The organism is Mesorhizobium sp. CA10 (genome assembly GCF_020165285.1).
Lineage (GTDB): Bacteria > Pseudomonadota > Alphaproteobacteria > Rhizobiales > Rhizobiaceae > Mesorhizobium.
This window is the reverse complement of record NZ_JAIUHV010000015.1, coordinates 62,248-79,022: the sequence shown is the minus strand read 5'-3', so window position 1 is coordinate 79,022 and position 16,775 is coordinate 62,248. Positions and strand designations below refer to the sequence as shown.

The following is a 16,775-nucleotide window of genomic DNA, read 5'->3' as shown; positions in this document are numbered from 1 at the left end:
GCCTAGAGCCGGATGATTTCAGGTCGAGTCGAGCTGAAATCTGAATCCGGCTCTAAATCAAAGACATAGAGCATGATGTCGTCCGAAAACCGCTCCAGACTTTTCGGCATCATGCTCTAGCAGAACCACGCGAACAGGAACGGCCGGAGCGATGCTTCGGCCGTTTTCATTTCACTGGCCTGATTTCACTGACCCGACTGCTGTTGCATCAGCGCCTTCACCCACACCACGATACGCTGGGTGAGGAAGGCTGTGGTCTGCGGCGACAGCACATCGCTGGCGATGACGTGATTGTCCGGATCGCCGGTATCGTCGACCGGCACCAGCTCGTGCGGACCGCCCCAACGCTCGGCGATCTCACGCGTCCGGTCCGGCCGCACCACCTTGTCGGAATCCGAGAAGATGAAGAGGGCAGGGATTTTCGCCTTCTCGACCGGCGCCTCATAGGCGAGATTGGTGAGCGCCGCCATCGGCAGCACCGACCTCATGGGATATTTGGTGGTCCAGAATTTCTCGTGCAGCGCGTTGCGGGCAGGGAAACTGCGCTCCTTGCCACCGACAAGCTCGGCGATCTGCCGGCCCCAGGGCATGGTGAGAACCTCGGCGCCGGAGGCCTTGACGCCGAAATTCGGCGATATGAATGCGATAGCAGCGACGCCGTCAGATGCTCCAGGCCGCGTTGCGGCCCATGCCGCCAGCGAGCCGCCGGTCGAGGTCCCGATGACGATCACCTTGTCACCGATGGCACGGCCGATGGCCAAAGCCTCCTCATAGTCGTTGACCCAGGCATTGACGCTGCCTTGCGCCATGGCCGCGCTGTCCTGGCCGTGGCCGGTCAGGCGCGTGTAGAAGAGGTTGGCCTCCAATTCATCCGCAATGTCGTCCGGCAAGGGGCGGACCTCGCCCTTCGAGGCGGAAAAGCCATGGATATAGACGATGGCCAAGGGCGTCTTGGCATGGACCATCGGGTTCGCCCAGATGATCTCCTTGTCGAGGCCGTCGCGGATGTTGGGCATGGCAGCCTCTTCGCGCGCCAGATAGGCCTGCGGATCGTCGCCGATCGCCGACGGATTGAACCGGATTGTGGTGTCGACCGGCACGCGTGGACCGAGGAAGAAAACGGCTATCAGGACGACTGCAAGGCCAAGCACCGTCAGCACGATCCGCCGCCCCATTACAGTCTCCAAGCAATGATTCTCAACCTATGGCCGTACCCGCCGGCAGGCAATCGCCGTTTCGCCGGTTTATGCCGCCTTGTCGCGGGATGGGTTCTTGTCGCCAGGCAGCCTGCGATCGAAATGCAATGGCCGTCCCCACCAGTGGGTGGTGAGCCCGATGACGAAGCGGCCGATCGGCCGCGGCAACAGGCCGAGCACCTTCAACGGCAAGCTTATGTGGTACGGGAAGGTGACTTCGAAGCCGCCCTTCCGGATGCCGCGAGCCATGCGGCGCGACGCGCGATGCACAGGCATGAGGCCCGGCATCGGCAGCTTGTTCTTTTCCGTCAGCGGCGTGTCGACGAAGCCTGGGTTGATGACCTGGATGCGGATATTCATCTTGTCGAAATCGTATTTCAGCGACTCCGCCAGGATGTTGATCGCGGCCTTGGTGCCGCCATAGGCCGCCGTGGTCGGCCAGCCCGAATAAGCGGTGACCGATCCCACCAGAACGATATGGCCGCGTCCGCGCACGCGCATATGCTCGACGACAGGCACCACGCCGTTGACGATGCCGAAATAGTTCACGGCGAAGGAGCGGTGGAAATCGCGCACAACCAGATTCTCGCCGGGGGTGGCGATGTAGTTGCCGGCGTTGAAGACGGCAAGCACGATGGGCCCCATCTGCTCCTCGATTGCGGCGGCCGTACGCGCCATGCCCTGCTCGTCGGTGACGTCGCAGGGAAAGGATTTCACATGTCCGGACATTTGCGCCGTTTCGACGACCAGCGTGTCGGCCGGATCTTCGGGCAGAGAGGTCACCGCGACGGCATAGCCTTGATTGGCAAGATCCTTGGCCAACGCGCGGCCAAGCCCGCTGCTGCCGCCCGTGATCCAGGCGACACCGTCCTTCGGATTGGCCCGGTAGAGTGTCATGCGATGTCCTGCGAATGTTCGGGCTTGCTGTAGCGGCGAAGAAATCGAATGAAAAGAGCGCTTTTGCGCTTGCCGTTGAAATGATCGCAAGCATTGCAGCGTCCAGAATGCGACTGGACCAGACAAAATCTTACCTTGAAACCGGGGCGTCCGGTTTTTAGGGTCTCGCCGCACACATAAAGGAATCCCGCATGCCCCGTTCTGTGATCGAAGCGATCGGCAACACGCCCCTGATCCGGCTCAACAAGGCTTCGGAAGCGACCGGCTGTGAGATCCTCGGCAAAGCCGAGTTCATGAATCCGGGGCAATCGGTAAAGGATCGGGCCGGCCTTTTCATCATCCGCGATGCCGAGCAGCGCGGCCTGCTCAAGCCCGGGGGGCTAATCGTCGAAGGCACTGCCGGCAACACCGGCATCGGTTTGACGTTGGTCGCCAAGGCGCTTGGCTACCGCACCGTCATCGTCATCCCCGACACGCAGAGCCAGGAAAAGAAGGACACGATCAAGATCCTGGGCGCGGAGCTGATCGAAGTGCCGGCGGTGCCCTACAAAAACGCCAACAATTACATAAAACTGTCCGGCCGCCTTGCCGAGCAACTGGCGCGCTCGGAGCCGAACGGCGCGATCTGGGCCAACCAGTTCGACAATGTCGCCAATCGCGACGGCCATGTCCGCACGACTGCCCAGGAGATATGGGCTCAGACCGGCGGCAAGATCGATGGCTTCGTCTCGGCCGTCGGCTCCGGCGGCACGCTTGCGGGTGTCGCGCTCGGGCTCAAGGGCAAGAGCAAGGACGTCAAGATCGCGCTCGCCGACCCGCTGGGTGCCGCCCTCTACAGTTTCTACACCAGCGGTGAGCTGAAATCCGATGGCAGCTCGATCACCGAAGGTATCGGCCAGGGCCGCATCACCGCCAATCTGGAAGACTTCACGCCGGATTTCTCCTACCAGATCCCGGACGAGGAAGCGTTGCCCATCATTTTCGACCTGATCCAGGAAGAGGGGCTCTGCGTCGGCGGCTCGACCGGCATCAACATCGCCGGCGCCGTCCGGCTGGCGCGCGAGCTCGGACCCGGCCACACCATCGTGACGATCCTGGCCGACTACGGCACGCGCTACCAGGCCAAGCTCTTCAATCCGGAGTTCCTGCGCGGCAAGAACCTTCCGGTGCCGGGCTGGATGGAAGAAAAAGCCGATATTTCAGTGCCGTTCGAAAAGGTGGCATGATGGCGTACAAAACCGAGGCGCGGTTTCGCGACGACGCCTATCAGAAGACGGCGGAGGCCGAGGTCGTCGCGATCAACGATCGTGGCGGCATCCTTCTCGATCGGACAGTCTTTTATGCAACGTCCGGTGGGCAGCCGGGCGACACCGGGATATTTGAGCGCGCCGATGGCGACCGCATCGCGATCGCCGCCACCATCACCGGCGAGACCAAGGACGAGATCGTCCATGTGCCGGCGCCGGAGCAGGCGCTGCCCGCGGTCGGCGAAAAGCTGAAACTCCTGATCGACTGGGAGCGGCGGCACCTCCTGATGCGCATGCACTCCGCCTGTCACCTGCTGACTGTCGTTTGCCCTTTCCCAATCACCGGGGCAGCGGTCGCAGAGGACGACAGCCGCGTCGACTTCGACATTCCCGACGCCGGCTTCACCAAGGAGGATGTGACGGCGAGGCTGATGGAGCTGGTGCGCGCCGATCATCCGATCTTCACCCGGCTGATCACCGACGAGGAACTCGCCGCCAATCCCGGCCTGGTCAAATCGAAGAACGTCCGCCCACCGGTCGGCACCGGCAAGATCCGCCTGGTCTGCATCGGCGAGGACGGCTCGATCGACAGCCAGCCATGCGGCGGAACGCATGTGAGGTCGACCGGCGAGGTTGGCGAGATTCATATCGGCAAGATCGAGAAGAAAGGCCGCGAGAACCGGCGCTTCCGCATCCGATTCGGACCGATGCCGGCGAACTGACGTTAAAGCTGGGCGGGGCAGGAGAATAAAATGGCGCAGGACAGTCCCTTCATCGTCGACGCCGATTGGCTGGAAAAGCGACTTGGCGAGCCGGGTCTCACCATCATCGACGCCTCCTGGTATCTGCCGGCGCAAAAGCGCGACGCCCGGGCCGAATACGATGCCGCCCACATTCCTGGAGCGCGCTTCCTCGACCAGGATGCGGTGTCCGATCCGGATTCGAAACTGCCGCACACATTGGCATCGCCGCAGCACTTCGCCCAATATGTCGGCGCCATGGGCGTTTCGGCTGACGACACCATCGTCGTCTATGACGGGCCCGGCCTGTTCTCGGCACCGCGCGCCTGGTGGATGTTCCGCGTCATGGGCGTGTTCCAGGTCTACATCCTGAACGGCGGCATCGATCGCTGGAAGGCCGAGGGGCGACCTGTGACGGCCGAGCCGACAAAAATCGCGCCGAGTGTCTTTTATGCCGATTTCGATGCCGGACGTGTTGTCGGCCTCGACGAGATGCGCAGGATCGTCGGCAGCCATGAGAGCCAGATCGCCGACGCGCGCTCGGCCGGCCGCTTTGCCGGAACCGATCCGGAGCCGCGTCCGGGCGTCCGTTCGGGCCATATGCCGGGTGCGCGTAATGTTCCGGTCACGGCGCTAGCCGAGAATGGCGAGCTGCTGCCCAAGGACCGTCTGCGCAAGGTGATCGAGGATGCCGGCATCGACCTCTCGAAGCCCGTTGTCACGTCCTGCGGCTCGGGCATCACGGCGGCGGCGATCACGCTGGCGCTCGAGACGCTCGGCCACACCGACAACCGGCTTTACGATGGATCCTGGGCTGAGTGGGGCAGTCTCAGCGACACACCGGTGGTGACGGGGAAAGAATGATGGAAAACGGCGCGCTGCAAGATATCGATGTCACGGTCACTTTCCTGGAGATGCATGCGGCGCCGGCGGTTTCACCGCCGATCCCCTACAATCGCCAGATCGCGCTGCTGAAGACGAAAGATATCCCGCTCCATTTCTACCGCTATCTGATGGATCGCGTCGGGCGCAAATGGCATTGGGTCAACGTGCTGAGGCTGAGCGACGAGGAGCTTGCCGCCGGCTTGCACCGCGAGGACCGCGACATCCGCGTGCTCTATCTCGACGGCGCTCCCGCCGGTTTCTTCGACCTGAAGCCGCATCTGCCTGACGAGGTGGAGCTCGCCTATTTCGGCATGATGGAGCATGCGCATGGTCAGGGCATCGGTCGCTGGTTCCTCGGCGCCGCGATCTCGGCCGCCTGGGCGCATGGGCCAAGGCGCGTCACCGTGCAGACCTGTACCCTCGACCATCCGGCGGCTCTGCCGCTCTACCAGAAGCTCGGCTTCACGCCGGTGGCGCAGAAGAGGGAGGTCGTGCATCCGCTGACCTTCGCCGAGCGCTCGGCCAGCGTCATGCGAGACTAGAGCAATTCCAGGACTGGTGAGAACGGTTCCGCCAGTCAGGAATCGGGTGGGAGGCATTGTCGCCAAGGCATAATTTCCGAACATCGACACGGAGATTTCGCCATGAGCATCCAGTTCAAAGCCTTGCCGACCGAAGCCGTGCGCGCTCTGCAGCGGGGAGGGCCCGATGCCTACGGCCGCACCCCGGAGCACCGCATCTCCGACGGTGACGGCGTGCCATGCAGGCATTGCCTCAGGAACGTCGCCGAGGGTGACGGCTATCTGATCGTTGCCTACCGCCCGTTTCCAGAACTGCAGCCCTATGCAGAAACCGGCCCGATCTTCCTGCATGCCCAGGAATGCGAGCGCGCAGCCGAAGGGGATGCGCTGCCGGAGATGCTCGAAAGCAGCGACTATATCGTCAGGGGTTACGGCAGGGACGATCGCATCGTTTATGGCAGCGGCGCCGTCACGCCGACCAGCGAGATTGCCGCCCGCGCGCGGACGCTGTTTGGGCGCGACGACATCGCCTACATCCATGTCCGCTCGGCCCGCAACAATTGCTATCAATGCCGCATCGAGCGGGCATGACCAAAAAAGAAGCCCGCCGATGGTCGGGCGGGCCGTTGGAGGGTCTGACAGAAGCTGTCGGGCCAGTGCCGTCCGGGCCGGACTTGCCCGACCCGGCAAGCAGCTCAGACCGCCAGTAACGGTCCGTCTCTAGGCAGCTTTCTCGTCGAGCGAATGTGAAGCATTTCACACAAGGCCGCATAATGGCGGAAGAACGAAAAGAAGCGCATTTTCAAGACCGTCGTATTATCGTCGTACTACTGCGCTAAAACGCAGCGGTTGCGATGTGTCGACCGCGGATGGACCGGCGGCAGATCGCGACAGTCGAGGAAGCGGGGCTTTTTGCTCCGCTTTTTTGTTGACCGGATTTTTCGACGGAAGCGCAGTTTCCGCGCAAGAAAAAGCCCGCCGGAATGACCCGGCGGGCGACTGAAGGAAATCGTTGCGAATGATCAGGCGGCAAGGACCGCCTTCGGTTCGACCATTTCGTGGCCGAGCGCCTCAGCGACGGCGCGGTTGGTGATCTTGCCCTTATGAACATTGAGGCCGTTACGCAAATGGTGGTCGTCGACCAGCGCCTTGAGGCCCTTGTCGGCGAGCTGCAGGCCATAGTGCAGCGTCGCGTTGTTGAGCGCGTGCGCCGAAGTGACCGGCACGGCGCCAGGCATGTTTGCGACGCAATAGTGGATCACGCCGTCGACCTCATAGGTCGGATCGGCGTGTGTCGTGGCATGCGAGGTCTCGAAGCAACCGCCTTGGTCGATCGCGACGTCGACCAGCACCGAGCCCTTCTTCATGCCGGAAAGCATTTCGCGGGTGACGAGCTTGGGCGCGGCGGCGCCCGGGATCAGCACGGCGCCGATGACGACGTCGGCCGAGAAGCATTCTTCCTCCAGCGCTTCGACGGTCGAGTAGCGTGTGTGGACGCGACCGCCAAAAATGTCGTCGAGCTGGCGCAGCCGCGGGATCGAACGGTCGATAATGGTGACGTCGGCGCCGAGGCCGGCCGCCATCTTGGCCGCATGCAGGCCGACGACGCCGCCGCCGAGCACCGTGACCTTGCCGGGCAGCACGCCGGGCACACCGCCGAGCAGCACGCCGCGGCCGCCATTGGCCTTCTGCAGCGCAGTCGCGCCGGCCTGGATCGACAGGCGGCCGGCGACTTCCGACATCGGCGCGAGCAGCGGCAGGCCGCCGCGGTCGTCGGTCACGGTCTCATAGGCGATCGCGGTGACGCCCGAGCCAAGAAGACCCTTGGTCTGCTCCGGATCCGGAGCCAGATGAAGATAGGTGTAGAGGATTTGGCCGTCGCGCAGCTGGACCCATTCGTTTGGCTGCGGTTCCTTGACCTTGACGATCATGTCGGACTTGGCGAACACGTCGGCGGCCGTCTTGGCGATAGTGGCGCCGGCGGCGCGATAGGCGTTGTCGTCGGCGCCGATGCCGGCGCCAGCACCGGTCTCGACCAGCACTTCATGGCCATGCGCGACATATTCGCGGACCGAGCCCGGCGTCAGGCCGACGCGATATTCATGGTTCTTGATTTCCTTGGGGCAGCCGACACGCATTTTTCTTCTCCCTGTCCGCGCCCTTCGGGGGGCGCTCTCACTGTCGCTCGTGCATGTCACCGGGTCGAAAATGCGGAGGGTGGACACGCAGTAACCGCAGTCAACCACGAATCGCTCCGTATGTGTTTGCGAATGCACTTGCGGCAACGGTCGCTCTTCGATAATCGTTGCGCAAAATGACTTGAAATTCGCAGGAACCACGAAAAATGCGGCTCGACAGGATTGATATCGCCATTCTGGAGACTTTGCAGAAGGATGGCCGGATCCCCAATGCGGCGCTCGCGGAGAAGGTAGGCCTTTCCCAATCGGCCTGTTCGCGCCGGCTCGACAATCTGGAGAAGTCCGGAACCATCCGCGGGTATCACGCGCGGCTGTCCAATTCCGCGCTCGGCCACCAGATGACGGCGATCGTGCACATATCGCTGTCGGGGCAATTCGAAAAGACGCTGTCGGATTTCGAGGCGGCGATCAAGCGCTGCCCGAACGTGCTCTCCTGCCATCTGATGTCGGGCGAATACGACTACATCCTGCGCATCGCGGCGAAGGATCTCGTCGACTATGAGCGCATCCACAAGGAATGGCTGTCGGCCATGCCGCACGTGACCAAGATCAACTCGTCCTTCGCGCTGCGCGAGATCGTCGATCGCACGGCGGTCGGGCTGCGGCCTGAGATGGCTTAAACCGCTGCGGCTTCGGTCACCACAGTCGTCATTGGGATATCGTGCGGCTGCGGGTAGATGGTTGGGATGCGCTGCAATTCGTAGCCGACGCCGATCACCAGCGGCCTGAACGGCATTGCGGCAAGCGTGCGATCGTAAAAGCCGCCGCCATAACCCAGCCGATAGTTACCCGGATCGATGCCGACGATCGGCGAGATCACGATGTCGGGCAGCACCGGGTCGCCCTCGGCCGGGATCGGAATGTTCCACACGCCCTTTTCCAGCCGGTCGCCCTGTTTGTAGGCGCGAAACACCAGCGGCTGCCCCTTCTCGATGACGACGGGCAGCGCGGTTTGCCCACCGCGCTCGTTGATCGAGGCCATCCAGCCACGCAGATCCGGCTCGCCGCGAAATGGCCAGTAGAGGCTTACCATCCGGCCGGCTATGTCGCCGATCAGCGCGTCGAGGCCTTCCGCGATGCGTGCCGACATCGCGGCGCGCGCATCGGCTGAAACGGCGAGGCGCCCGGTGATGAGCCGCTCACGCTCGGCCTTGCGCCATCTCCGAACATCCGTCCAGTCGGAGAGCGGTTCCCGGTATTCCGGGTCGAGCTCGTGCATGAAACAGGGCGGTGAGGCGTATTGGGCCGGGCCTTCGTCGTCGTGTTTGTCAGCCATGCTTGGCTCCTGTCGTTTTGTTTCACGCTATACTCGCACCTGTGCGACCGCATGTGCATTCACGACGCCGCACGACGACTCCCGGGCATGACCGTTGCCATGCGCAATATTGTTGCAGTGCACAAAAATACTTACATCATCGGTAGGATTGCACTTTGGCGAGGTGGAATGAAATGAGCGAAACCGAGCATCAAGTCGTTGTCGTCGGCGCCGGCTTCGGCGGCCTCGAACTCACGCGCGCGCTGGCGGGAGCTCCCGTGCGCATCACCATGATCGACAAGCGCAACCACCATCTCTTCCAACCGCTGCTTTACCAGGTGGCGACGACGTCGCTGGCGACCTCGGAAGTCGCCTGGCCGATCCGCCATCTTCTGCGCAGGCGCAAGGACGTGACAACGCTTCTCGGCAATGTCATCGGCGTCGACCGCGCCGGCAAGCGCGTGCTGCTCGAGGACGGCAGTTCGATCCCCTATGACACGCTGGTGCTCGCCACCGGCGCCCGCCACGCCTATTTCGGCCATGACGAATGGGAGCCGTTCGCGCCGGGTCTGAAGACGCTTGAGGATGCCACGACGATCCGGCGCCGTATCCTGCTCGCTTTCGAGCAGGCCGAGCGCGAAACCGATCCGGCCAAGCGCCAGGCGCTGCTGACTCTGGCCATCGTCGGCGGCGGGCCGACCGGTGTCGAGCTCGCCGGTACCATTGTCGAGCTCGCGCATGACACGTTGCGCGGCGAGTTCCGCAACATCGACCCAAGCCAGGCGCGCGTCGTGCTGATCGAAGCCGGCGACCGGATCCTGGCCAATTTCGCGCCGCAGCTTTCCGACTATGCCCGCAAGGCGCTGGAACGGCTGGGCGTCACCGTCGAGCTCGGGCGTCCGGTCACGCACCTCGATGCCGAAGGTGTCGTCTTCGGCGACACGCGCTTGCCGGCAAGGACGATCATCTGGGCGGCTGGCGTTGCCGCTTCGCCGGCGGCCGAATGGCTGGGAGCGCCGGCCGACCGGGCGGGCAGGGTAGTCGTCGAACCCGACCTCACCGTGCCGGGCAGTCCCGACATTTTCGTCATCGGCGACACCGCGCATGTGCTGCGGCCGGATGGGAAGCCGGTGCCGGGTGTGGCGCCCTCCGCCAAGCAGGAGGGCAAGCATGTTGCCGCGACGATCAAGGCGCGGCTCGCAGGCGACACGGCGATGCGTCCTTTCCAATACCGTCATGACGGCGATCTGGCGACGATCGGCAAGCGCGCCGCGGCAATCGATTTCGGCTGGATCAAGCTCACCGGCTGGCTCGCCTGGTGGCTCTGGGGCATAGCGCACATCTATTTCCTGATCGATTTCCGCAACCGCCTGGCGGTCTCGCTTAGCTGGCTATGGATATACTTTACGGGCCAGCGCAGCGCGCGCCTGATCACGCAGGGCGACGACGACAAAAGCTGATTCCCGGGCCGCCGCCTCCGGGCAGCGGAGATGCTTGATGGCCGATCGCGGTTTCATTCCGTCGCCTCAAGAGCGTGGCTTCGCACTCTGCGGCCAGGCCCTCTTGCGCAGGCGCCGTTGCAGGCAAAAAGCGGTTAACTGGAACGACTGCCGTCGCTCCCCCCTCTGGTTCAGGCCGTCCGCATGGGATAGTTTTAGCCATGCGTTATGTGATCGTCATCGCCTCCATCACCTTCTTCCTGTTCTGGGACGGACTCTACAATCGCGGCCACTACCTCGATGTGACCGTGCGGGAAGTGTCGCGCATCGTGCGCTATGTTACCGGGTAAGGTCTCGCCGGTTTCGCATCGCGGGCGCGACATCGTTGCCGGTTGACGCCTGGGCATTGCTCCCACAAAAACGCCGCTGAAGCGAAGACCAGGGAGGCTGGCTTGATCCGGCACATCGTTTTCTTCAGCGCGCGGCGCAAGGAAGATGTCGAGACTGTGCGCTCAGGCCTGCTGGCGCTCGGCAAGATTCCGCACTCGAAGCATTTCGAGGTGACGCTCAACACCAAGGTCGATCAGTTCTCCAATGCGATCGATGTCGTCGTCTATGCCGAGTTCGAGGACGAGGCGGCGCTTGCCGCTTACAAGGCGCATCCGATCTATGCGGATACAACCAGCAAGGTGAAGCCGCTGCGCGAACTGCGCTATTCGGCCGATGTCGTGGCCACTGCCTGAAGCGGCAGAGCACGGTCCGTCGGGCCGCCGCTCTTGAACAGCCGGCCGGAATGAGGCACACCGCGCCGGCATGACCAGAAACTCCGCCCATCCGCTTGACCATCTCGTGCTGCCGACACCGAGCCTCGATGCCGCGCGGTCGCGTCTGGCCTCGCTCGGCTTTGTCGTCGCCCCCACGGGCATCCACCCGTTCGGCACGGAGAATGCCTGCGTTTTTTTCGCCGACGGCACCTATCTCGAGCCGCTGGCGGTGGGAAATGAACAGGCGGCAAGACAAGCGATTGCGGCCGGCAATGTTTTCATTACGCGCGACCGCCTTTATCGCGAGCGGCTGGGCGAGGAAGGTTTTTCCGCCGTCGTGCTTGGAACCGGCAATGCCGATGCCGACCATATGCGTTTTGTCGAAGCCGATCTGTCAGCCGGCGATACGCTGCGTTTCTGGCGCGCGTTCACAGATGCGAACGGAAAGAGCGACACGGCATCCTTCAAGCTGGCCTTCGCGGTCGGCAAGGGAGCGACGGACGCCTTCCTCTTCGCCTGCGAGCGCGTGAACCCGCCGAAGATCGATCGCACGGCGCTGCAGGCGCATGCCAATGGCGTGACCGGCATCGTCGAGGTGATCGCCGTCAGCGATGTGCCTTCCGCACAGATCGCATTGATCTCGATCGCCGCCGGGTCGGAGGAAGACGGCGACATGGTGCGGCTGCCGAATGCAATCTTGAGCGTGGTCACGCCCGAAACCTACGCGCAGCGCTTCGGCCTGGCGGCCGAGCCTTCGCCGCATTTACGGTTTGAGGCGATTGTTTTCTCGATCCGCGACAAAGCTACAGCGGCGCGCGCGCTTGCGGCCGGGGCCATCGATCACGACATGAGCGGCACTGACATCGTCGTTCCACCGGCGCGCGGGCAGGGCGCCGCCTTCATCTTCCGGGAGATCCCATGAGCAAGCCCCTGGCGCCCAATTCATCGGTAACCGTCGGCAAGGTCGTCTTCGCCAACAATGCGCCGCTGTCGCTGATCGCCGGCCCGTGCCAGCTTGAATCGCGCCAGCACGGTTTCGACATGGCCGGCGCGCTGAAGGAACTGACGGAACGGCTGGGAATCGGCCTCGTCTACAAGACCAGTTACGACAAGGCCAACCGCACCTCGCTGTCGGCGACCCGCGGCGCGGGACTCGATGCGGCGATGCCGATCTTCGACGATCTGCGCAAGGAGTTTGGCCTTCCTGTGCTGACTGACGTCCACAACGAGGAGCAATGCGCGATCGTAGCACCCCATGTCGATGTCCTGCAGATCCCCGCCTTCCTGTCGCGCCAGACTGACATGCTGGTCGCCGCCGCCAGGACCGGCAAGGTCATCAACGTGAAGAAGGGGCAGTTCCTCGCGCCGTGGGACATGAAGAACGTCGTCGCCAAGATCACCGGCTCCGGCAACCCGAATGTGCTCACCACCGAGCGCGGCGTCTCGTTCGGCTACAACACGCTGGTCTCGGACATGCGCGCGCTGCCGGTCATGGCCGAGATCGGCGCCCCGGTGATCTTCGATGCCACCCATTCCGTGCAGCAGCCGGGCGGGCAGGGCGGCTCCTCCGGCGGCGAACGGCGCTTTGTCGCGACGCTCGCGCGCGCGGCCGTTGCCGTCGGTGTCGCCGGCGTCTTCATCGAAACCCATCAGGACCCGGACAATTCGACGTCTTCGGATGGCCCCAACATGGTGCCTCTCAAGGACATGCCGGCGTTGCTGGAAAAGCTCATGGCCTTTGATCGGATTGCCAAGGGCCACTGATTCCAGCGGCGGACCTCGATCCGGCGCCGGCTTGTGGTGAGCGGGGCTGCCTCACCGACCGCTGAGCAAATCATCGGGAACCTTAGCGCGCTCCTCTCATTGTCGGTGCAGGCATTCAACGAGAGGAGCACCATCATGACCACTCCGTCCGGGCATACCGAAGCCATTGCCGCCTCGCGCGTCATCGGCACGTCGGTCTATAACACCGAAGGCAAGAGCATCGGCAGCATCGAGGACGTGATGCTCGACAAGATGTCGAACGGCATCATGTTCGCCGTGATCGGCTTCGGCGGCTTTCTCGGTATGGGCGAGAAATACCACGCCGTTCCGTGGGCGACGCTCGACTATGACGAGGACAGAGGCGGCTACGTCGTGCCGTTCACCAAGGAACAGCTTCAGGCCGCGCCCGCCTATTCGATCGACGAGCTGACCGGCGCTGATGGCGAAGCCGCCCGCGATGCTTCATTCCAGTATTACCATGTGAAGCCCTATTGGCATTGATCGCAGATCGGCAAGCTGGGAATCGAAAGGCCCCCGACACAAAGCCGGGGGCCTTTGACGTTTAGCTACTCCGCTGCGTTGAGAGTCGATAGCTCCACCGAGCTCTGCTGGGGTTTCTGATCGTCGCATGACGTCAGGAACGCAGCCGCGATCAGGAACAAACTCACGATACCGCTCAACTGGGACATGGCGAAACTCCTCCTGTTTCGCCCCGCGCGAACGCGACCATAGATGAGATGGTCACACAGCGCGCATGACTTATGATGACAGAAAATTGCGCTTCGTGAATCACGCCCGCGGCAATAAATGCGGGCCCGCCGATTGCCTTTTGCTCTGCTTTGGCTAAGAGGGGCGCGACGCTTCAATCGATCAATCGGGGACATCGCAAATGACCGCCATCATCGACATTGTCGGGCGTGAAATCCTGGACAGCCGTGGCAATCCGACCGTCGAGGTCGACGTGGTGCTGGAGGACGGCTCCATGGGCCGCGCCGCTGTGCCGTCGGGCGCATCGACCGGCGCGCACGAGGCGGTCGAAGTCCGGGACGGCGGGCCGCGCTATCTCGGCAAGGGCGTGCAGCGCGCCGTCGAAGCGGTGAACGGCGAGCTGTTCGAGGCGATCGGCGGCATGGAAGCCGAGAACCAGATCCATATCGACCAGACGATGATCGAGCTCGACGGCACGCCCAACAAGAGCCGCCTTGGCGCCAACGCCATCCTGGGCGTATCGCTGGCGGTCGCCAAGGCCGCGGCGGAAGCCGCGGGCCTGCCGCTCTACCGCTATGTCGGCGGCACTAAGGCGCACATCCTGCCGGTGCCGATGATGAACATCATCAACGGCGGCGCGCATGCCGACAACCCGATCGACTTCCAGGAGTTCATGATCCTGCCTATCGGCGCGCCGACCCTGCGCGACGGCGTGCGCTGGGGCTCGGAGATTTTCCACACGCTCAGGAAGAAGCTGAAGGACGCCGGCCACAACACCAACGTCGGCGACGAGGGCGGCTTCGCCCCCAACCTGAAGAGCGCGCCTTCGGCGCTTGATTTCATCATGGAATCGATCGAGAAGGCAGGCTTCAAGCCCGGCGAGGACGTGGCCCTCGGTCTCGATTGCGCGGCGACCGAGTTCTTCAAGGACGGCAATTACGTCTATGAGGGCGAGAAGAAGACCCGCGATCCGAAGGCGCAAGCCAAGTACCTTGCCAAGCTCGCTGCCGATTATCCGATCATCACCATCGAGGACGGCCTTGCCGAGGACGATTGGGAAGGCTGGAAGATCCTGACCGATCTGATCGGCAAGAAGACCCAGCTCGTCGGCGACGATCTCTTCGTCACCAACACGGCGCGGCTGCGCGACGGTATCCGCATGGGCGTCGCCAATTCGATCCTGGTCAAGGTCAACCAGATCGGCTCGCTGACCGAGACGCTCGACGCCGTCGAGACCGCGCACAAGGCCGGCTACACCGCCGTCATGTCGCATCGCTCGGGCGAGACCGAGGATTCGACCATCGCCGACCTCGCCGTCGCCACCAATTGCGGGCAGATCAAGACCGGCTCCCTGTCGCGTTCGGACCGCATGGCCAAATACAACCAGCTCATCCGCATCGAGGAAGAGCTCGGTAAGCAGGCGCGTTACGCCGGCAAGTCGGTGGTCAAGGGCTGATCCGGCCTGTTCGGACAGTCTGGAAAGGGCGGGTCATTCCCGCCCTTTTTCGTTTCCGGCGATCCTGCAACAGGTCGTCCGTAACCGTCCATTAAGCACAATCGGGCGAAATACGACTCATGGCTGCTTGCGTTCGCGGCCGCGAGGGTTCGGGTCATGTGGACACGTCAGCACAAGCAGAGAAACACCGGCAGGCTGATCATCCCCTCGCTTTGCGTGCTCTTCCTGGCCTATTTCGGCTTCCATGCCTATCACGGCGAATTCGGCATCTATTCCAAATATCGGCTGCAGGCCCGTGCGGTTGAATTGCAGGCCCAGCTTGACGCCGTGAAGGCGCGCCGGATCGACTTCGAGCGCCGTGTCCAGCTGATGCATGAGGGCACGCTGGAGAAGGATATGCTTGACGAGCAGGCCCGAAAGGCGCTCAATCTGTCCCATCCGGACGAAATCACCATTATGCTGCCCGCCTCGACGAAATAACCGAATTTCGGTTAATCGCCTTTATTTTCAATGATTCTAATCGCTTAGATGCATGCCAGCCATGCGTTTTTCAGCATGGCGCAATGCATCCTTGCATGTTAGCTTTCCGCAATCGGTGGGGAGACGATCGATCTCCCTGAATGTCCGCGAAGAGACGCCAACAGGGAGTGACGCATGGCCACCGCCGCCAAAAAAGCGCCCGCAAAATCCAGATCCGACAAGCAGCCCAATCTGTCAGCGCCCAAACCGGCGGATTTCACCAAGGAAGAAGAGCTTTCCGCCTACCGGCATATGCTTTTGATCCGCCGCTTCGAGGAGAAGGCCGGCCAGCTCTACGGCATGGGCTTCATCGGCGGCTTCTGCCACCTCTATATCGGCCAGGAGGCCGTCGTCACCGGCATGAAGATGGCGCTGGTCGAAGGCGACCAGATGATCACCGCCTATCGCGACCATGGCCACATGCTGGCGATGGAGCTGTCGCCGCGCGGCGTCATGGCCGAGCTCACCGGTCGCCGTGGCGGTCTTTCGAAGGGCAAGGGCGGCTCGATGCACATGTTCTCCAAGGAAAAGCATTTCTATGGCGGCCACGGCATTGTCGGCGCGCAGGTGTCGCTCGGCACCGGTCTCGCCTTCGCCAACCGCTACCGCGACAACAAGAATGTCTCGCTGACCTATTTCGGCGATGGCGCCGCCAACCAGGGCCAGGTCTATGAAAGCTTCAACATGGCCTCGCTGTGGAAGCTGCCGGTGATCTACATTATCGAGAACAACCGCTACGCCATGGGCACGTCCGTGTCGCGCTCGTCGGCCGAGACCGACTTCTCGCATCGCGGCGCTTCCTTCAAGATTCCCGGCATCCAGGTCGATGGCATGGACGTCCGCGCCGTGAAGTCGGCAGCCGATCTCGCGACCGAATGGTGCCGTGCCGGAAACGGTCCGCTCATCCTCGAGATGCAGACCTACCGCTATCGAGGCCATTCGATGTCCGACCCGGCAAAATACCGCTCCAAGGAGGAGGTGCAGAAGATGCGCTCCGAGCATGACCCGATCGAGCAGGTCCGGGTGCGGCTGCTCGACAAGAAGTGGGCAAGCGAGGACGAGCTCAAGGCCATCGACAAGGAAGTCCGCGACATCGTCGCCGACGCCGCCGAATTCGCCCAGAACGACGCCGAGCCGGATCCGTCCGAGCTCTGGACCGACATCGTACTCTAAGGAGAGGGCAAGG

Annotated in this window: 19 protein-coding genes; 15 read left to right on the top strand and 4 right to left on the bottom strand. The window is 62.9% G+C overall.

All coding sequences use genetic code 11. From position 1 onward, the window contains the following. Nucleotides 1-185: 185 nt before the first annotated feature. Together LB535_RS25415 and LB535_RS25410 are read right to left on the bottom strand one after the other, a co-directional pair. Complete coding sequence (locus tag LB535_RS25415; RefSeq protein ID WP_224634155.1) at nt 186-1,175, bottom strand: alpha/beta hydrolase; 990 nt, start codon at nt 1,173-1,175, stop codon at nt 186-188. Nucleotides 1,176-1,244: 69 nt separating this feature from the next. After that, nucleotides 1,245-2,093 (bottom strand): SDR family NAD(P)-dependent oxidoreductase, encoded by an 849-nt coding sequence (locus LB535_RS25410; RefSeq protein WP_095765482.1) that lies wholly within the window; start codon nt 2,091-2,093, stop codon nt 1,245-1,247. A 191-nt stretch (nt 2,094-2,284) separates the two neighbouring features. Here LB535_RS25410 and LB535_RS25405 point away from each other — a divergent pair, with 191 nt between their 5' ends. The 5 genes from LB535_RS25405 to LB535_RS25385 all read left to right on the top strand — a co-directional run bounded on the left by LB535_RS25405 (nt 2,285) and on the right by LB535_RS25385 (nt 6,077). Continuing rightward, on the top strand, nt 2,285-3,319 hold the full coding sequence (locus LB535_RS25405) for a cysteine synthase A (RefSeq protein WP_095765481.1): 1,035 nt from the start codon (nt 2,285-2,287) through the stop codon (nt 3,317-3,319). Further along, nucleotides 3,319-4,062 (top strand): alanyl-tRNA editing protein, encoded by a 744-nt coding sequence (locus LB535_RS25400; RefSeq protein ID WP_224634171.1) that lies wholly within the window; start codon nt 3,319-3,321, stop codon nt 4,060-4,062. The genes LB535_RS25405 and LB535_RS25400 overlap by 1 nt, the downstream gene beginning before the upstream one ends. Nucleotides 4,063-4,092: 30 nt before the next feature. After that, a complete protein-coding gene (gene sseA / locus LB535_RS25395) occupies nt 4,093-4,944 on the top strand; it encodes a 3-mercaptopyruvate sulfurtransferase (RefSeq protein WP_224530111.1) in 852 nt (283 codons plus the stop codon). Continuing rightward, nucleotides 4,944-5,507 (top strand): GNAT family N-acetyltransferase, encoded by a 564-nt coding sequence (locus LB535_RS25390; protein WP_224634170.1) that lies wholly within the window; start codon nt 4,944-4,946, stop codon nt 5,505-5,507. The genes sseA and LB535_RS25390 overlap by 1 nt, the downstream gene beginning before the upstream one ends. A 102-nt stretch (nt 5,508-5,609) precedes the next feature. Next, nucleotides 5,610-6,077, top strand: coding sequence for a DUF1203 domain-containing protein (locus LB535_RS25385; RefSeq protein WP_224634154.1), 468 nt, complete (start codon nt 5,610-5,612; stop codon nt 6,075-6,077). A gap of 431 nt (nt 6,078-6,508) precedes the next feature. Here LB535_RS25385 and ald read toward each other — a convergent pair whose 3' ends face one another. Next, nucleotides 6,509-7,624 (bottom strand): alanine dehydrogenase, encoded by a 1,116-nt coding sequence (ald, locus tag LB535_RS25380; RefSeq protein ID WP_224634153.1) that lies wholly within the window; start codon nt 7,622-7,624, stop codon nt 6,509-6,511. Between the two features lie 206 nt (nt 7,625-7,830). Here ald and LB535_RS25375 point away from each other — a divergent pair, with 206 nt between their 5' ends. Next, nucleotides 7,831-8,304: an Lrp/AsnC family transcriptional regulator gene (locus LB535_RS25375; protein WP_040982960.1), complete on the top strand. Its 474-nt coding sequence runs from the start codon at nt 7,831-7,833 to the stop codon at nt 8,302-8,304. Here the strand turns inward: LB535_RS25375 and LB535_RS25370 are convergent. After that, on the bottom strand, nt 8,301-8,960 hold the full coding sequence (locus tag LB535_RS25370) for a 5-formyltetrahydrofolate cyclo-ligase (protein ID WP_224634152.1): 660 nt from the start codon (nt 8,958-8,960) through the stop codon (nt 8,301-8,303). The two genes, LB535_RS25375 and LB535_RS25370, sit on opposite strands and share 4 nt — an antisense overlap. Nucleotides 8,961-9,133: 173 nt before the next feature. On the opposite strand from LB535_RS25370, the gene LB535_RS25365 reads away from it, so the two are divergent. From LB535_RS25365 to pdhA, 9 genes are all read left to right on the top strand, one after another. After that, nucleotides 9,134-10,399, top strand: a complete 1,266-nt coding sequence (locus tag LB535_RS25365; protein WP_224634151.1) for an NAD(P)/FAD-dependent oxidoreductase — start codon at nt 9,134-9,136, stop codon at nt 10,397-10,399. 200 nt (nt 10,400-10,599) lie between these two features. Continuing rightward, nucleotides 10,600-10,728: a hypothetical protein gene (locus LB535_RS28905; RefSeq protein ID WP_263481783.1), complete on the top strand. Its 129-nt coding sequence runs from the start codon at nt 10,600-10,602 to the stop codon at nt 10,726-10,728. Between the two features lie 102 nt (nt 10,729-10,830). Further along, nucleotides 10,831-11,121, top strand: coding sequence for a Dabb family protein (locus LB535_RS25360; protein WP_224634150.1), 291 nt, complete (start codon nt 10,831-10,833; stop codon nt 11,119-11,121). 70 nt (nt 11,122-11,191) lie between these two features. After that, nucleotides 11,192-12,064: a VOC family protein gene (locus LB535_RS25355; protein WP_224634149.1), complete on the top strand. Its 873-nt coding sequence runs from the start codon at nt 11,192-11,194 to the stop codon at nt 12,062-12,064. Further along, a complete protein-coding gene (gene kdsA, locus LB535_RS25350) occupies nt 12,061-12,906 on the top strand; it encodes a 3-deoxy-8-phosphooctulonate synthase (protein WP_224634148.1) in 846 nt (281 codons plus the stop codon). Before LB535_RS25355 ends, kdsA begins: the two co-directional genes overlap by 4 nt. Nucleotides 12,907-13,041: 135 nt before the next feature. Beyond that, complete coding sequence (locus LB535_RS25345; protein ID WP_095765629.1) at nt 13,042-13,407, top strand: PRC-barrel domain-containing protein; 366 nt, start codon at nt 13,042-13,044, stop codon at nt 13,405-13,407. 388 nt (nt 13,408-13,795) lie between these two features. Then, nucleotides 13,796-15,070 (top strand): phosphopyruvate hydratase, encoded by a 1,275-nt coding sequence (eno, locus tag LB535_RS25340; protein ID WP_140542896.1) that lies wholly within the window; start codon nt 13,796-13,798, stop codon nt 15,068-15,070. 156 nt (nt 15,071-15,226) lie between these two features. After that, nucleotides 15,227-15,550, top strand: coding sequence for an FtsB family cell division protein (locus LB535_RS25335; protein ID WP_140646243.1), 324 nt, complete (start codon nt 15,227-15,229; stop codon nt 15,548-15,550). A 174-nt stretch (nt 15,551-15,724) separates the two neighbouring features. Next, on the top strand, nt 15,725-16,762 hold the full coding sequence (gene pdhA, locus LB535_RS25330) for a pyruvate dehydrogenase (acetyl-transferring) E1 component subunit alpha (protein WP_095765469.1): 1,038 nt from the start codon (nt 15,725-15,727) through the stop codon (nt 16,760-16,762). Nucleotides 16,763-16,775: the final 13 nt, after the last annotated feature.

Excerpts from the sequence above, each read along its gene's own strand:
- LB535_RS25415 (WP_224634155.1), bottom strand. The coding sequence starts at position 1,175 with ATGGGGCGGCGGATCGTGCTGACGGTGCTTGGCCTTGCAGTCGTCCTG.
- LB535_RS25410 (WP_095765482.1), bottom strand. The coding sequence starts at position 2,093 with ATGACACTCTACCGGGCCAATCCGAAGGACGGTGTCGCCTGGATCACG.
- LB535_RS25405 (WP_095765481.1), top strand. The coding sequence starts at position 2,285 with ATGCCCCGTTCTGTGATCGAAGCGATCGGCAACACGCCCCTGATCCGG.
- LB535_RS25400 (WP_224634171.1), top strand. The coding sequence starts at position 3,319 with ATGGCGTACAAAACCGAGGCGCGGTTTCGCGACGACGCCTATCAGAAG.
- sseA (WP_224530111.1), top strand. The coding sequence starts at position 4,093 with ATGGCGCAGGACAGTCCCTTCATCGTCGACGCCGATTGGCTGGAAAAG.
- LB535_RS25390 (WP_224634170.1), top strand. The coding sequence starts at position 4,944 with ATGGAAAACGGCGCGCTGCAAGATATCGATGTCACGGTCACTTTCCTG.
- LB535_RS25385 (WP_224634154.1), top strand. The coding sequence starts at position 5,610 with ATGAGCATCCAGTTCAAAGCCTTGCCGACCGAAGCCGTGCGCGCTCTG.
- ald (WP_224634153.1), bottom strand. The coding sequence starts at position 7,624 with ATGCGTGTCGGCTGCCCCAAGGAAATCAAGAACCATGAATATCGCGTC.
- LB535_RS25375 (WP_040982960.1), top strand. The coding sequence starts at position 7,831 with ATGCGGCTCGACAGGATTGATATCGCCATTCTGGAGACTTTGCAGAAG.
- LB535_RS25370 (WP_224634152.1), bottom strand. The coding sequence starts at position 8,960 with ATGGCTGACAAACACGACGACGAAGGCCCGGCCCAATACGCCTCACCG.
- LB535_RS25365 (WP_224634151.1), top strand. The coding sequence starts at position 9,134 with ATGAGCGAAACCGAGCATCAAGTCGTTGTCGTCGGCGCCGGCTTCGGC.
- LB535_RS28905 (WP_263481783.1), top strand. The coding sequence starts at position 10,600 with ATGCGTTATGTGATCGTCATCGCCTCCATCACCTTCTTCCTGTTCTGG.
- LB535_RS25355 (WP_224634149.1), top strand. The coding sequence starts at position 11,192 with ATGACCAGAAACTCCGCCCATCCGCTTGACCATCTCGTGCTGCCGACA.
- kdsA (WP_224634148.1), top strand. The coding sequence starts at position 12,061 with ATGAGCAAGCCCCTGGCGCCCAATTCATCGGTAACCGTCGGCAAGGTC.
- LB535_RS25345 (WP_095765629.1), top strand. The coding sequence starts at position 13,042 with ATGACCACTCCGTCCGGGCATACCGAAGCCATTGCCGCCTCGCGCGTC.
- eno (WP_140542896.1), top strand. The coding sequence starts at position 13,796 with ATGACCGCCATCATCGACATTGTCGGGCGTGAAATCCTGGACAGCCGT.
- LB535_RS25335 (WP_140646243.1), top strand. The coding sequence starts at position 15,227 with ATGTGGACACGTCAGCACAAGCAGAGAAACACCGGCAGGCTGATCATC.
- pdhA (WP_095765469.1), top strand. The coding sequence starts at position 15,725 with ATGGCCACCGCCGCCAAAAAAGCGCCCGCAAAATCCAGATCCGACAAG.